14 protein-coding genes are annotated in these 12,063 nt (G+C 58.8%); all 14 read left to right on the forward strand.

The window, feature by feature from the left end:
* Window positions 1-5: 5 nt before the first annotated feature.
* The 14 genes from flgK (at window position 6) to ACQZ5K_RS02370 (ending at window position 11,992) form a co-directional block, all read left to right on the forward strand.
* Window positions 6-1,484: a flagellar hook-associated protein FlgK gene (flgK, locus tag ACQZ5K_RS02305; protein ID WP_448739526.1), complete on the forward strand. Its 1,479-nt coding sequence runs from the start codon at window positions 6-8 to the stop codon at window positions 1,482-1,484.
* Between the two features lie 3 nt (window positions 1,485-1,487).
* Window positions 1,488-2,591, forward strand: coding sequence for a flagellar hook-associated family protein (locus tag ACQZ5K_RS02310; RefSeq protein ID WP_448739527.1), 1,104 nt, complete (start codon window positions 1,488-1,490; stop codon window positions 2,589-2,591).
* A gap of 34 nt (window positions 2,592-2,625) precedes the next feature.
* A complete protein-coding gene (gene flaF / locus ACQZ5K_RS02315; protein ID WP_004432537.1) occupies window positions 2,626-2,970 on the forward strand; it encodes a flagellar biosynthesis regulator FlaF in 345 nt (114 codons plus the stop codon).
* Window positions 2,967-3,416 carry a flagellar biosynthesis repressor FlbT gene (gene flbT, locus ACQZ5K_RS02320; protein WP_004432543.1) on the forward strand — a complete coding sequence of 150 codons (450 nt, stop codon included), beginning with the start codon at window positions 2,967-2,969 and terminating at the stop codon, window positions 3,414-3,416. The genes flaF and flbT overlap by 4 nt, the downstream gene beginning before the upstream one ends.
* On the forward strand, window positions 3,407-3,877 hold the full coding sequence (gene flgD / locus ACQZ5K_RS02325) for a flagellar hook assembly protein FlgD (protein WP_020812913.1): 471 nt from the start codon (window positions 3,407-3,409) through the stop codon (window positions 3,875-3,877). Before flbT ends, flgD begins: the two co-directional genes overlap by 10 nt.
* Before the next feature lie 48 nt (window positions 3,878-3,925).
* Window positions 3,926-4,192, forward strand: a complete 267-nt coding sequence (fliQ, locus tag ACQZ5K_RS02330) for a flagellar biosynthesis protein FliQ (protein WP_003503352.1) — start codon at window positions 3,926-3,928, stop codon at window positions 4,190-4,192.
* Between the two features lie 157 nt (window positions 4,193-4,349).
* Window positions 4,350-6,437, forward strand: a complete 2,088-nt coding sequence (flhA, locus tag ACQZ5K_RS02335; protein WP_004432552.1) for a flagellar biosynthesis protein FlhA — start codon at window positions 4,350-4,352, stop codon at window positions 6,435-6,437.
* On the forward strand, window positions 6,434-7,189 hold the full coding sequence (gene fliR, locus ACQZ5K_RS02340) for a flagellar biosynthetic protein FliR (protein ID WP_020812910.1): 756 nt from the start codon (window positions 6,434-6,436) through the stop codon (window positions 7,187-7,189). The genes flhA and fliR overlap by 4 nt, the downstream gene beginning before the upstream one ends.
* A 14-nt stretch (window positions 7,190-7,203) precedes the next feature.
* On the forward strand, window positions 7,204-7,623 hold the full coding sequence (locus ACQZ5K_RS02345) for a hypothetical protein (protein ID WP_004432556.1): 420 nt from the start codon (window positions 7,204-7,206) through the stop codon (window positions 7,621-7,623).
* 115 nt (window positions 7,624-7,738) lie between these two features.
* Complete coding sequence (locus ACQZ5K_RS02350) at window positions 7,739-8,296, forward strand: rod-binding protein (RefSeq protein WP_035236043.1); 558 nt, start codon at window positions 7,739-7,741, stop codon at window positions 8,294-8,296.
* Window positions 8,297-8,325: 29 nt separating this feature from the next.
* Window positions 8,326-8,694, forward strand: a complete 369-nt coding sequence (locus ACQZ5K_RS02355) for a hypothetical protein (protein WP_004432559.1) — start codon at window positions 8,326-8,328, stop codon at window positions 8,692-8,694.
* Window positions 8,694-9,227 carry a flagellar basal body-associated FliL family protein gene (locus ACQZ5K_RS02360; RefSeq protein ID WP_004432561.1) on the forward strand — a complete coding sequence of 178 codons (534 nt, stop codon included), beginning with the start codon at window positions 8,694-8,696 and terminating at the stop codon, window positions 9,225-9,227. Before ACQZ5K_RS02355 ends, ACQZ5K_RS02360 begins: the two co-directional genes overlap by 1 nt.
* 200 nt (window positions 9,228-9,427) lie before the next feature.
* A complete protein-coding gene (locus ACQZ5K_RS02365) occupies window positions 9,428-10,102 on the forward strand; it encodes a WecB/TagA/CpsF family glycosyltransferase (RefSeq protein ID WP_448739528.1) in 675 nt (224 codons plus the stop codon).
* A 114-nt stretch (window positions 10,103-10,216) separates the two neighbouring features.
* The gene (locus ACQZ5K_RS02370; protein WP_448739529.1) at window positions 10,217-11,992 is read left to right on the forward strand and encodes a hypothetical protein; all 1,776 of its coding nucleotides are present in this window, start codon (window positions 10,217-10,219) and stop codon (window positions 11,990-11,992) included.
* Window positions 11,993-12,063 lie beyond the last annotated feature (71 nt).

A 12,063-nucleotide genomic window follows, 5' to 3' on the forward strand; every position in this document is an offset into this window, starting at 1 on the left:
GATGAATGTCGCTCACGTCAGCAATGAATACTGCGCAGTCGATTTTCAATAATACAGGTAAGCAGACGGACGTTACCTCCAAGAACATTGCCAATGTCGGCAATGCTAACTACGTCAAGCGAACCGCCATTCTCGGCACGACCATGGCTGGAGCGAGTATCGTCTCCAACGGCCGTGCCCAGAATGAAAGTCTTCTCAGGCAGACGATTTCCAGCTCTTCTCTCGCTTCCGGCCAGAGCACGGTTCTGACCGGTCTTGAGGAAATGAAGAGCATTTTCGGCGGCAACGATTATGAGAGTTCGCCGGCCACCTATATGAAGGAACTGCTGAAGAGCCTGGACGCTTACGCCGCCAAGCCGAGCGATGCCGCTCTGGCCGCCACGGCCGTCACCTCGGCTACTGATGTCGCCAGTTCCCTGAACAAGGCCTCGAACGAATTGCAGGCGATGCGTCTGCGCGCCGACAAGGAAATCGCCCTTCAGGTCGACAAGCTGAACGGGCTGCTTGCGAAGTTCGAGGAAGCCAATAACGAGGTCAAGGCGCAGACGGCGATCGGCGGCGATCCAAGCGACGCTCTCGATCAGCGCGAGACGCTTCTGAAGGATATTTCCTCCATCATCGGCATCAATGTCGTCAATCGTCCCAACAACGACGTGGCGCTTTATACGACGGATGGCGCGACGCTGTTCGAAGTCGTGCCGCGCAGCGTCGCCTTCAAGACGCAGCCGGGCTTTGATGCGACGACCACGGGCAACGCAATCTATGTCGATGGCGTAGCGCTGAAGGCAGGAAGCGGCAGCAACACGACGTCTGAGGGCTCGCTTCAGGGCCTGATGCAGGTTCGTGACGATCTGGCGCCGACGATGCAGAGCCAGCTCGACGAAATCGCCCGCGGCCTCATCACCATGTTTGCGGAAAAGCCGGCCGACGCGACCAGCGGCCTGCCGGATATGCCGGGTCTCTTCACCTACGGCTCGCCGGCGGCGACGACCATTCCGGCAGACGGGATTGTCTCTCCCGGGCTCGCGGCCAGCATTACCGTCAACCCGGCGTTAATTATTTCCAAAGGTGGCAATCCGGAATTGTTGCGTGACGGCGGTATCAACGGTACCGATTACGTGATCAATACCGCAGCGTCGGGGGGAACCGGTTTCTCCGAGCTGATCCGCAGCTATGTTACTGCTTTCGACGCGCCCATGAATTTTGCCGCGTCGACACGTATCGATACGAATACCAGCATCCTGAAATACGGCACCAACTCGATGGGGTGGCTCGAACAGGAACGTTCCGGCGCGACTTCTGCCAACGAAGCGAAAAGCGCGCTTTATGAGCGCTCCGCCACGTCCTATTCGAACAATACGGCGGTCAGCCTGGACGAGGAACTGTCGCTGCTCATGGATATCGAGCAATCCTACAAGGCCGCGACCAAACTGGTGACGACCGTCGATGAAATGCTCAAGTCCCTGATGGACATGGTGAGGTAAACGATGAAAACGTCATTCATTTCATCGCTGGCGATGCAGAACAGCATGCGCAGCACCATCCTCAAGGCTCAGCTCGAGATGACCAATCTCAATACCGAGCTGACGACGGGCAAGCACGCCGATCTCGGCGTGACGCTGGGCGCCAACACCGCCCGCAGCCTCGATCTCAATCGCGATATCGACCGCATCTCTTCGCTGGTGAGCGTCAATTCGATTGCAACGCAACGCCTCAAATCCTCGCAGACGGCGCTGGACGGCATGGCGCAGGCCGCACAGGAAATTCAGAAGGTTCTTGTCCCCAATACCAGCAGCGAAGCGCCGACGCTGACGACGGTTGCCAAAACCATCTCGAATGCGTTCAACAATTTCACCAGCTTCGCCAATACGGCGGTCAATGGCGAGTTTCTGTTCTCCGGCATCAATACGGATGTGAAGCCCGTCGATGACTATTTCGCTGAAGGGTCTGCCCTGAAGGAAGCCTATGAGACCGAGCTGAACGCATTCATGGCTGCGCAGACGCCGGCGGTTGGCGACATCACCGGCCTGTCCAAAACGCAGGCCGAAGCCTTCATGACCCATATCGAAGGTGTGTTCAACGGCGCCACGACGGTAACGAACCCGCCCCACAGCAGCCTGACGGCCGGCCAGAACTACGATTTCTGGACGACCTTCGGTTCCAAGGCGAGCGACACCAACATGACGAGCCGCATCAGCCAGAACGAGGTCGTGGAAACCTCCAGCAACAGCAATTCGCAGGGTATGCGTTATTTTGCACTGACGGCGATGACGGCGATGACCTTCCTCGACGAAAAGGTGGATAGCGGCGTTCGCGAAATGGTGGCGACCAAGTCGGTGACCAATATCGGCACCGCCATCAGTGGCCTGAACCAGCAGCAAAGCCAGCTCGGCCTTTCCGAAAGCCGCGTTTCGAAGGCCAATGATTCGCTGGCAGCCCAGAAGAAGATCATCGAAACGCATCTGCTGGATATTGAGGGGATCGATACCTACGAGGCGAAGACCCGCCTCGATCTGCTGCAGCAGCAGATTGAAATCGCATACAGCCTCACGTCGCGTCTGCAAAAAATGAGTCTGGTGAACTACCTCTGATGAACAGGGGTGGCGGCAGATAAAGGATACATGAATGTACCAGTTTTCCTACGCCGAAATCATGGAGGATGGTGTCGCCAACGCGAAGGATCGCGAGCGGCAGGCGTTGACAAAATCGATCGACCTTCTGGTGGAGGCAAGGGATTCCTCTTCGCAGCGCCACACGATCGAAGCGCTTTTTTACACTCGACGGGTCTGGATCCGCTTCATTGAGGATCTCAAGCAACCCGATAACCAGCTTGCCATGGAGCTCAGGGCCAATCTGATTTCCATCGCGATCTGGATATTGAAAGAGTGCGAACTGATCCGGAAACGTCAGTCGACGAATTTCCAGGGCATAATTGACGTGACAACCATCATCAGGGATGGACTGAAATGAAAAGTACACTTCGGATTTCGCTGAAATCGGGCGAAAAGATTTTTATCAACGGCGCGGTTCTGCGTGTGGATCGCAAGGTGGCGCTCGAATTCCTGAACGATGTCACGTTCCTGCTTGAAAACCACGTTCTGCAGCCCGATCAGGCGACGACGCCGCTCAGACAGCTTTATTTCATCGCGCAGATGATCCTCATCAACCCGGAAGGGCGCGAACAGTCCACCAACATGTTCCGCAAGTCGGTCAGCATGCTGTTGAACTGCTTCCAGCATGACGAGGTTCTGGCGGAACTCAAGCGGATCGACGGGCTGGTTGCCTCGGGCAAGGCTTTCGAAGCGCTGAAGGCCATTCGCGGTCTCTACCCGATCGAGGAAAAAATCCTCAACAATCAGGAAATGACCCCCGCAACGATCGAACAGATTCGCAAGGAGATCGCACCATGGCGGTAGATGCAGTCACTTCGGCAGCGTCAAATCCCTGGGCCAATGCCGGGGCGAGCAGCTCCGACAGCAGCGCGGCGTCGCTGAACTACGACAGCTTCCTGAAGCTCCTCATCGCCCAGATGAAGAACCAGGATCCGACCAGCCCGATGGATGCCGGCGAGCAGATGTCGCAGCTCGCAAGCTTCTCGCAGGTCGAGCAGACCATCAAGACCAACACCCATCTGAAAAGCATGCTGCAGGCGGAAGCCCTGACGCGCGCCTCCGATCTGGTCGGCAAGACGGTCAAGAGCGCCGACGACACCGTCACCGGCGTGGTGAAGGAAGTCGAGGTCTATTCGGACGGCGTTGTCGCCATCACCGAAGCTGGTGACAAGGTGCTGCTGCAGGCCGGCGTGACCTTCTCCAACGGCCCGATTACGAGTACATCTGATAGCGGAACCGATTCGGATAGCGCGACCGGTTCCTGACATTGAAGAGGCGGCATGACGCCGCCTTTCCGGATTGAGGATGCGACGATGAACGAGGCCGATGCGCTTGACATCATGCAGGCGGCTGTCTGGACGGTTCTCGTCGCGGCCGGTCCCGCGGTTCTCGCCGCCATGATCGTCGGTGTCGTCATCGCCTTCATTCAGGCCCTGACCCAGGTTCAGGAAATGACGCTGACCTTCGTTCCCAAGATCGTCACGATCATGCTCGTGCTCGGCGTTGCCGCCCCCTTCGTGGGCGCGCAGATATCGCTCTTTTCCAATCTCGTCTTTTCCCGCATCCAGTCCGGCTTCTGACGCCGTCCGCTGCGGATGCCACCTTCGCGCAAGCTTCAGCCGCTAGGGATAGGCGGAAAGCATCGGGCCGAATTGCGTGCGCTTTTCGAAAACCGTTGTTACGGAACCGTGCGACGGCTTTTCCGTCGCCCTTCTCATGAAGAGACAGGACGAATTTATGGCGCAACCACCAGTCATCTCCCTGCCCAAGGTCAGTCCGAGCACGCGTGATATCGGTTTCGCACTGGGCATCGTGGCGATCCTCTGCGTTCTCTTCCTGCCCATTCCGGTCATGCTGGTGGATATCGGTCTGGCCTTTTCGATTGCGCTTTCGGTCCTCATCCTCATGGTAGCGCTCTGGATTCAGCGGCCGCTGGATTTCTCGTCCTTCCCGACCGTGCTGCTGATCGCGACGATGATTCGCCTGTCGCTGAACATCGCGACGACACGCGTTATTCTCTCCCACGGCAATGAAGGGCCGACGGCGGCGGGCGGCGTGATTGCGGGCTTCTCCAGCCTCGTCATGTCCGGCGATTTCGTGATCGGTCTGATCGTCTTCCTGATCCTGATCACCGTCAACTTCATTGTCATCACCAAGGGTGCGACGCGTATCGCCGAAGTCGGCGCGCGTTTCACCCTGGATGCCATTCCCGGCAAGCAGATGTCGATCGATGCGGATTTGTCCGCCGGCATCATCGACGAAAAGGAAGCGCAGCGCCGCCGCCGCGAGCTGGAAGAGGAAAGCTCCTTCTTCGGCTCGATGGACGGTGCCTCGAAATTCGTGCGCGGCGATGCCATTGCCGGTCTCATCATTACGGCGATCAATATTTTCGGCGGCATCATCATCGGTTATTTCCGCCACGGCATGCCCATCGGCGAGGCGGCCGACGTTTTCGTCAAGCTTTCGGTCGGTGACGGTATCGTCTCGCAGATCCCGGCCCTGATCGTATCGCTGGCAGCCGGCCTTCTGGTCTCGCGCGGCGGCACCGCCGGCTCGACGGACCAGGCGGTCGTCAATCAGCTGAGCGGCTATCCGCGCGCGCTGATGGTCTCGGCCATGCTGATGGGACTGCTCGCCATCATTCCGGGCCTTCCCTTCCTGCCCTTCATCTTCCTCGGCGGCATCATGGCCTTCGGCAGCTGGTATATTCCGCGCCAGGCGGAGGCCGAAAGCGCGCTGCGGCGTCAGGAAGAGGAGAACAAGGTTCTCCAGACCACCGAGGCGGAAAAGGATTCGGTCAAGCAGGTGCTGAAGACGGCCGAGATCGAACTGGCGCTCGGCAAGCAGGTTTCCACCCGCCTTCTCGGGGCGCATCAGGAACTGGCCTTCCGCGTCGGCAAGATGCGCAAGAAATTCGCGACCCAATACGGTTTCGTTGTGCCGGAGATCAAGGTTTCCGACGACATCATGATCCCGGAAAAAGCCTATCAGATCCGCGTCCACGGCACGACCATCGCATCCAGCAACCTGCGTGTCGGTGATGTTCTTGTCGTGACGGGTGCAGGGCGCAAGCCGAGCATTCCGGGCGACGAAATCCGCGAACCCGCTTTCGGTATGCCCGCCGTCTCGATTCTCGAAACCTTCACCGAGGATCTGAAGCGCGAAGGCTTCCATCCGATCGACAACGTCTCCGTGGTGTTGACGCATCTGAGCGAAGTCATCCGCAACAACCTGCCGCAGCTCCTGTCCTACAAGGACGTTAAAATCCTCATCGACAGGCTCGATCCCGAATACAAGAAGCTGGCCGACGAGATTTGCTCGTCGCACATGTCCTATTCCGGCCTGCAGGCGGTGCTGAAACTGCTGCTCGCCGAACGCGTATCGATCCGCAACCTGCACCTCATTCTCGAAGCGGTCGCCGAACTTGCGCCGCATGTGCGCAAGACGGAACAGATCGTCGAACATGTGCGGGTGCGCATGTCGCAGCAGCTCTGCGGCGATCTGGCCGACAATGGCGTGTTGCGCGTCCTGCGCCTCGGCAACAAGTGGGACATGGTCTTCCATCAGGCGCTGAAGCGCGACCAGAAGGGCGAAATCGTCGAATTCGACATCGATCCCCGCCATCTCGAGGAGTTTTCGGAGCAGGCTTCGAAAGTTATCCGTGAATTCATGGATCGCGGCCTGCCCTTTGTCCTTGTAACCTCGCCGGAAACGCGGTCCTATGTGCGCATGATTATCGAGCGACTCTTTGCGACCCTGCCGGTTCTTTCGCATGTGGAACTGGCCAAGGGTCTCGAGATCAAGATTCTGGGCGCCATTTCATGATAACCGACCCGCAGGGGACAATCATTGCATTGTTCCTTGCCATCTGCCGTATCGGCGCATGCTTCATGACCATGCCGGGCTTTTCAAGCTCGCGCATTTCGCCGCAGATTCGTATGCTTCTGTGCGTCGCGGTGTCCATGGCGCTTCTGCCCGTGCTGTGGGACACGATCTATCCGAAAGTTTCCGGCGCAAGCCAGGGCACGGTCGTCGGCCTCATCTTTACCGAGGTCGTCATCGGTTCGATGTATGGCCTGATCGCGCGGTTCTACACGCTCGGTTTCCAGTTCACCGGCGCGCTCATCGGGGCTTCCATCGGTCTCAGTGCGCCGGGCGGTGCCGATGTCATCGAAGACGTGCAGGAAAACCAGATATCCAACTTCATCACCTTCGGCGGTCTGCTGGTTCTGTTCATATTCGATTTCCACCATATCGTCCTCAAGGCGCTGGTGGATTCCTACACCGCCACGCCGGTCGGTGCGCTTATCAGCGGCCAGAAGATGCTGATTACGCTGACCGACACGCTCAGGGCCTCCTTTTCGATCATGCTGCGGCTTGCCAGCCCCTTCGTGATTTACGGCCTGATGTTCAACGTCGCGGTAGGCCTCATCAACAAGCTCGCGCCGCAGATTCCGGTCTTCTTTATCTCGACGCCCTTCGTTCTCGCGGGTGGTCTTTTCATGCTCTATTTGTCGGTTGCAGCCCTCATCCGCCAATTCGTGGATGGTTTCGGGCCGGTCTTCATCGGCTTTTGATCGGGGGAAATGCGATGGCTTCGGACAAGCGCTCGGCCAAACTCAAGCGTCTGGTAACCGTCCAGCGGCACATGGAAAAAATGGCCGAGGTGGAACTGGCCGATACCACCCGCACACGGGCGGAAGTTGCGCAATCCATGGAGAACGTGCTGGAGGCCATGAGTTCCATGGAACCGGTGCACCAGACATTCTCCAGGCACTATTCGGACCGCTACGGCCGTCTCGTCGTCCAGGACCGCCAGCTTGAAGGCGTTCAGCAATTTCAGGAAAACAAGGTCCTGAAGGAAAAGACCAAGGCTGACCGGCTCGAGGACAGGATGCACCTTGCGCGCGATCTTGAGGACCGCGAGGCCGACGATAATGCAATCTATGATTTGTTAGAAATTACGAATGTTTCCCACACACCAGCCTCCAGCAAGGTTGGCGATCCATAATCTGTCCCATTGTTGCATCGCGGGCGTTTTTGAGGACGTCTCCGGCGATGTTTCTTGATTGAGCGGATGCGCCGGTTTTCTGTACCGTCCATTCGTCAGCTCGGGAGATCTGGACGTGGCGATATCGGTGATAAGTGATCTGGTGATGGATGTGGTTCGCGCTGCGGACCCACAGGAAGTTCAGGTCGCCCAGGAAAAACTCAAGGCGAACAAGGCGGCTTTTGCCGCAACCAGCCTTGCCGATGCCGGCAAGGGCTTTGGCGCCGCGGTCGAGATGCTGGATGGCGCCTCCTCGAAGGCTGGACTCGGCGACACCAATATTCGCGCGGCCCGCACCGAAATCCCGGAAACATACCGCAAATATGAAGCCTCGGTTCTCCAGACCTTCGTGGCCAACATGCTGCCGAAAGACAGCGAGGAAGTTTACGGCAAGGGCAATGCCGGCGAGATCTGGAAGAGCATGATGGCCGAACAGTTTGCCGACACGATTTCCAGAAATGGCGGCGTCGGCATCGCGGAGCAGGCTTACAAGGATGCGCTTCGGAAGGCTGAAAGCAAAGGCATTACCGACGTATCGATGAATGAAAAAGACAATAATGCTGCAATTCGGATGGTGGCGGAGTTCGAGCGGCAGGTTCTCGGCGTTTCCAATGAGAAAACGGACGAGGCTTGAGAATGAAAAACGTTAACGAGGAGACAAGCATGGACCTTATGTCGAACGACCACCGTATCCAATCCGTTCTCGGCCGCCTTGAGATGATCATCGACAACGAGAACGACAATATCGGTAAGGACCCCAAGTTCGACTTCAAGGTCTCCAACGCCCACAAGAGCCGTTGCCTCTATGAGCTGACGATGCTGTTCCGCGATACGCCGCGCGAGGAAATCGCCGCCGGTTACATGGAGCAGGTCAAGGGCATCAAGTCCAAGCTCGCCACCAATGCCAGCCGCGTCGAGGCGCATCTGAATGCGGTTCGCGCGGTCGCGGACCTCTTGAAGAACGCCATCCAGGAAGCCGATACGGACGGCACCTATTCGCAGGAACAGTTCATGTACGGCGCAGCCTCCTGATGTTGAAGCTTCTTCTCACTGGCGTCTGGGTTTGCGCCGTCACGCTCGGCGCGGTGTATTTCTCCGTCCAGTTGGCGACGGCGCCCGCGCCGGATGAGGCGGGGGCGAAAAAGGCCAATCTGCAACTGGTCAAGGGCGAAAGCATCACTATCCCCGTCATCAATGATGGCGGTGTGAACGGCTATTTCCTCAGCCGTATTTCGCTGCGCGTCGACAAGACCAAGATGGCGAAGATCGAGCTGCCGGCAACGCAGCTGATGACCGATGAACTGTTCACGCTGCTTGCGGGTTCTTCCATGGTCAATATCGCCAATATTTCCACCTTCGATCCCGAAGCCTTCAAGCAGCGCATCCGCGAGGGGCTGAACAAGAGGCTCGATGACGAGGTGGTCGAGGATGTGCTGATCGAACAGCTCGATTATCTGTCGAAAGCCGACATCCGCGAGCAGAACGGCAATGGCACGCCCCGTTCGGTCAAGCTCGTCGAGGGCGAGAAGGCCGAAGCCGGGAAAGAAGCGGCGCCAAGCCACTGACGACCAGGAGGCGAGGGCGTCGGCGGGATAGGGAATTGCGGCATCCTTCTGGTTAATTGTCTCTTGCCGCATCCCCAGGCATTCTAGAGATTGCTTTCAAGCTAAATTCAACCTGCACCTGTATAACAAACCCATGAACCGCCATCCCGCAGGCCATGTGTCGGATCGGTGGCGATGGGTTTGGCATTTGGGGGTTGGCAATGAGTTTCGCGTCAGGTTTCGCGCGGCCGGAATCGCAACGGAATATCCACGGACTGCGCGTCTGTGATCTCGATTGGAATGGGGCGCTGGAATTGGTCAGTGGCAGGGCTTCAGCCTGTGAAGGGCACACGATGCTGTCCTTTCTTACTCTCGAAAAAGCCAAGCTTTCGCTCAAGGACAATGCCTACCGGGAGATTCTGGAAAGCTGCCTGCTTCTGCCGCAGGGCAAGGCAATGAGGGTCGCCGCGCGCAACGAGAATGGCGAGCCTTTGCCTGCGCCCATCGACGGCGTCGCCTTCACCATGGCGCTTCTGACCTATATGGCGGTGCCGAAGCGGATCGGTGTGGCGGGAGATGATGCGGCGCAGATCGGCGAGGTTCTCGCCAGGTTGCGGGCGCACGCGCCCTGGCACGATTTCGTCATGCTGAACCGCGATGCATCGGGCGTTAAGGTGGATGTTCTGCTGGCGGGAATGTTGAAGGAAAACCAGGAGACATGGCTGCACCGCACCGTCAGCCGCGAGAATGCGCGGGTCACCATCGCGGTTGGCCCGCTGTTCAAGGTCCTGTCTTTGGAAGTGGCCGGCATGCCGGAAATTTTCCGCAAGCTTCACATGAGCTGGCTCTACAGCCTTTGCGCCGAACCCTGGCACATCGCGCTCGGCAAGAGCTGAGGCCGTTCTCGCAGGCGTTGCGTTAACCATTTGTTTGCCACGATCCTTTAACCTCTCGTAAGGTTTTGACAGTCGCCCGTTGCGGGCGGCACCGAGGGCGGCAGACGGCTTCAGATGGTTGATGACAATCCGGACATGATGGCGATCCGCCCTGACGAGGATGATGTCGCTGCGCCCGTATCGCAATGGCGCAGACATTGTCGGCGGCTGTTGACGTCCGGCTGCATCGCCGCCGCCACCGTTGCCGGGGCTGCCCTTCCGCTTCTGCTCGTCGATTCGGGCTTTCGCGGTTATGTTTCGCAGGCCCGGATCGAGGTCTCCCAGACCGCTTACGATGCCCCCGATGCTGCCCGCTTTCTGGCGATGGCGCGTCGTACCCTGCTTTCACCCTCCGGGCTCGACCGCATAACCGCCGATCTCAAGCTGAAGTCCGCCGATATGGTCGGCGTTCGCAATCAGGGCGAGCTTGGCCTGCTTTTCGACCTTCTGACTGGCGCGGATGCGCGTCCGTTATCCGAGCGTGAGGCGCTGAACGGTGCGGTGGGCGAAGCGATCCGGCTGGAACTGACCCCGGATGAAAATACGCTGATCGTGACCGGCAAGGCCGCAACGCCGGAAACCGCCATGCGGCTGACCGATTACCTCTCGATGCGCGTGATCGCCGATGGCAAGGCCGGCACCATGACGCCCGCCATGCGCGAGACGGAGAGGGCGCGGACAAGGCTCGATGAAGCGGAAGCCGCGCTGAACGGTTTCCAGATGCGCCACGGTGACACCGTGATGGCCGAGGCGCAGCAACTCGAACAGCAGCTGCGCGACGTAAGCGACAATCTGGCGCGAACCACCCGGCAGCAATTGGCCATTCAGGCCGATCTGACGGCGGCTTCGGCGCTGAAGCCGAATGATATCTTTGCGAAGCCTCTGCCGGCCGGCGTGGGTTTTTCGGCGCTTGAGGATATCAGGCAGAAGCATTCGACCGCCAGCATGGCGCTTGCTGCGGTTTCGGTCGATTACGGCCCGAAACATCCCCGCCGCATCGCCGCCCAGAATGCGGTGGATGCCGCACAGGCGCTTGCCGCCCCCGCATTGCGGCAATTGCTGGAAGGCCTGCGGGCGGATGAAAAGCGCATCTCTCAGGAGATCGCGACCGCCAATGGCGAACAAAAGAAGTATCTCGACCGCCTGAACGAACTCGGTGTCGCCCCCGGCGAATTTTCCAGATTGCAGGGTGAACTGGAAACGGCGCGAAATGTCTATCTGGAGGCAAGCGAACGCCGCGACCTCTCCGCATCCGCCACGCCCGCGGTCGAAACCCGTTTGGCGAAGAAGGCGGCACCCGGCGAGTTGACCCGCGATCTGACGCAGGCCGCCATGCTGGCTGGCGGCGGCGCCTTGATCGGCCTGCTGGGCAGTCTTTATCTCCTGAGCTACCGTCGCCATGACGAGGAAGAGGAGGGCGCATTGCTCATCGAAGAGGGCGCGCAACTTCCATCCTCCGTCGAGCCGCCGGTCGACTCTCTGCAGATTTCCGAGTTCGAACCGATCGAACCGGCTGTGTTCGATGATCTGCAGGATCTTGCCACAGTGGACAACATCGAGCCGGAGAAAGACGGCTTTGCCGATTATTACGGCGAGGCCGTCAATGACGACGACGACATGCCGCTGGACGAGCGCGTGCGGCAGGTCTTGATGGGCAACCGCACGGTCAGGAGTGCTGATCCGGCCTCTTCCGGACTTCCGCCGCTTCTGGCCGAAGCCTTGGCCGGAGACTTCGACCATGCCCAGGCCGAAGCCGAGGAACTGATGGAATTGCGACGCGAACTGGCGTTCCTGAGAGAGCGTCTTGCCGATTACGCCGATCGCCGCGAAGACTACCGCAAAACAGCCTGAAAACGCCGCATTTTCGCTTGCATTCCTGCGAAGGGGGCACCATACGGAGCCTACGTAACCCAGCAGGAGCA

It is taken from the genome of Agrobacterium sp. 22-226-1 (assembly GCF_053522345.1).

Bases quoted from the DNA above. Each gene is read 5' to 3' on its own strand.
- flgD (WP_020812913.1), top strand. From the start codon at position 3,407: ATGGCGGTAGATGCAGTCACTTCGGCAGCGTCAAATCCCTGGGCCAAT.
- ACQZ5K_RS02370 (WP_448739529.1), top strand. From the start codon at position 10,217: ATGGTTGATGACAATCCGGACATGATGGCGATCCGCCCTGACGAGGAT.
- ACQZ5K_RS02310 (WP_448739527.1), top strand. From the start codon at position 1,488: ATGAAAACGTCATTCATTTCATCGCTGGCGATGCAGAACAGCATGCGC.
- ACQZ5K_RS02365 (WP_448739528.1), top strand. From the start codon at position 9,428: ATGAGTTTCGCGTCAGGTTTCGCGCGGCCGGAATCGCAACGGAATATC.
- ACQZ5K_RS02345 (WP_004432556.1), top strand. From the start codon at position 7,204: ATGGCTTCGGACAAGCGCTCGGCCAAACTCAAGCGTCTGGTAACCGTC.
- ACQZ5K_RS02355 (WP_004432559.1), top strand. From the start codon at position 8,326: ATGGACCTTATGTCGAACGACCACCGTATCCAATCCGTTCTCGGCCGC.
- flbT (WP_004432543.1), top strand. From the start codon at position 2,967: ATGAAAAGTACACTTCGGATTTCGCTGAAATCGGGCGAAAAGATTTTT.
- flgK (WP_448739526.1), top strand. From the start codon at position 6: ATGTCGCTCACGTCAGCAATGAATACTGCGCAGTCGATTTTCAATAAT.
- flhA (WP_004432552.1), top strand. From the start codon at position 4,350: ATGGCGCAACCACCAGTCATCTCCCTGCCCAAGGTCAGTCCGAGCACG.
- flaF (WP_004432537.1), top strand. From the start codon at position 2,626: ATGTACCAGTTTTCCTACGCCGAAATCATGGAGGATGGTGTCGCCAAC.
- fliQ (WP_003503352.1), top strand. From the start codon at position 3,926: ATGAACGAGGCCGATGCGCTTGACATCATGCAGGCGGCTGTCTGGACG.
- fliR (WP_020812910.1), top strand. From the start codon at position 6,434: ATGATAACCGACCCGCAGGGGACAATCATTGCATTGTTCCTTGCCATC.
- ACQZ5K_RS02360 (WP_004432561.1), top strand. From the start codon at position 8,694: ATGTTGAAGCTTCTTCTCACTGGCGTCTGGGTTTGCGCCGTCACGCTC.